The organism is Priestia sp. SIMBA_032 (genome assembly GCF_046535215.1).
In the GTDB taxonomy this organism is placed as follows: domain Bacteria; phylum Bacillota; class Bacilli; order Bacillales; family Bacillaceae_H; genus Priestia; species Priestia aryabhattai.
On sequence record NZ_JAWRXD010001098.1, the window covers coordinates 1 to 254 of the forward strand.

A 254-nucleotide genomic window follows, 5' to 3' on the forward strand; every position below is an offset into this window, starting at 1 on the left:
GGAACGGTTGAGGACGCTACGACAACGCTCTCGCCGAGGCAGTCAACGGGCTCTACAAGACCGAACTGATCCGCCGCCGGGGACCCTGGCGCACCATCGAGCAGGTCGAGCTAACCACGGTCGAGTGGGCTTGGTGGTGGAACAACCAGCGCCTCCACCGAGAGCTCGACTACTAGGCCCCCGCCGAAGTCGAGAACAGCCTCTACACTGAGCGCGAATTCCCCTCCTGGCACCCGCCTGCCACGGAACCCTAG

The 254-nt window shown here is 64.6% G+C and carries 1 pseudogene; it reads left to right on the forward strand.

The window, feature by feature from the left end:
* Positions 1-17: 17 nt before the first annotated feature.
* Positions 18-176, forward strand: a pseudogene (locus tag SB717_RS37735) (integrase core domain-containing protein); the annotation flags it as partial.
* Between the last annotated feature and the right edge of the window lie 78 nt (positions 177-254).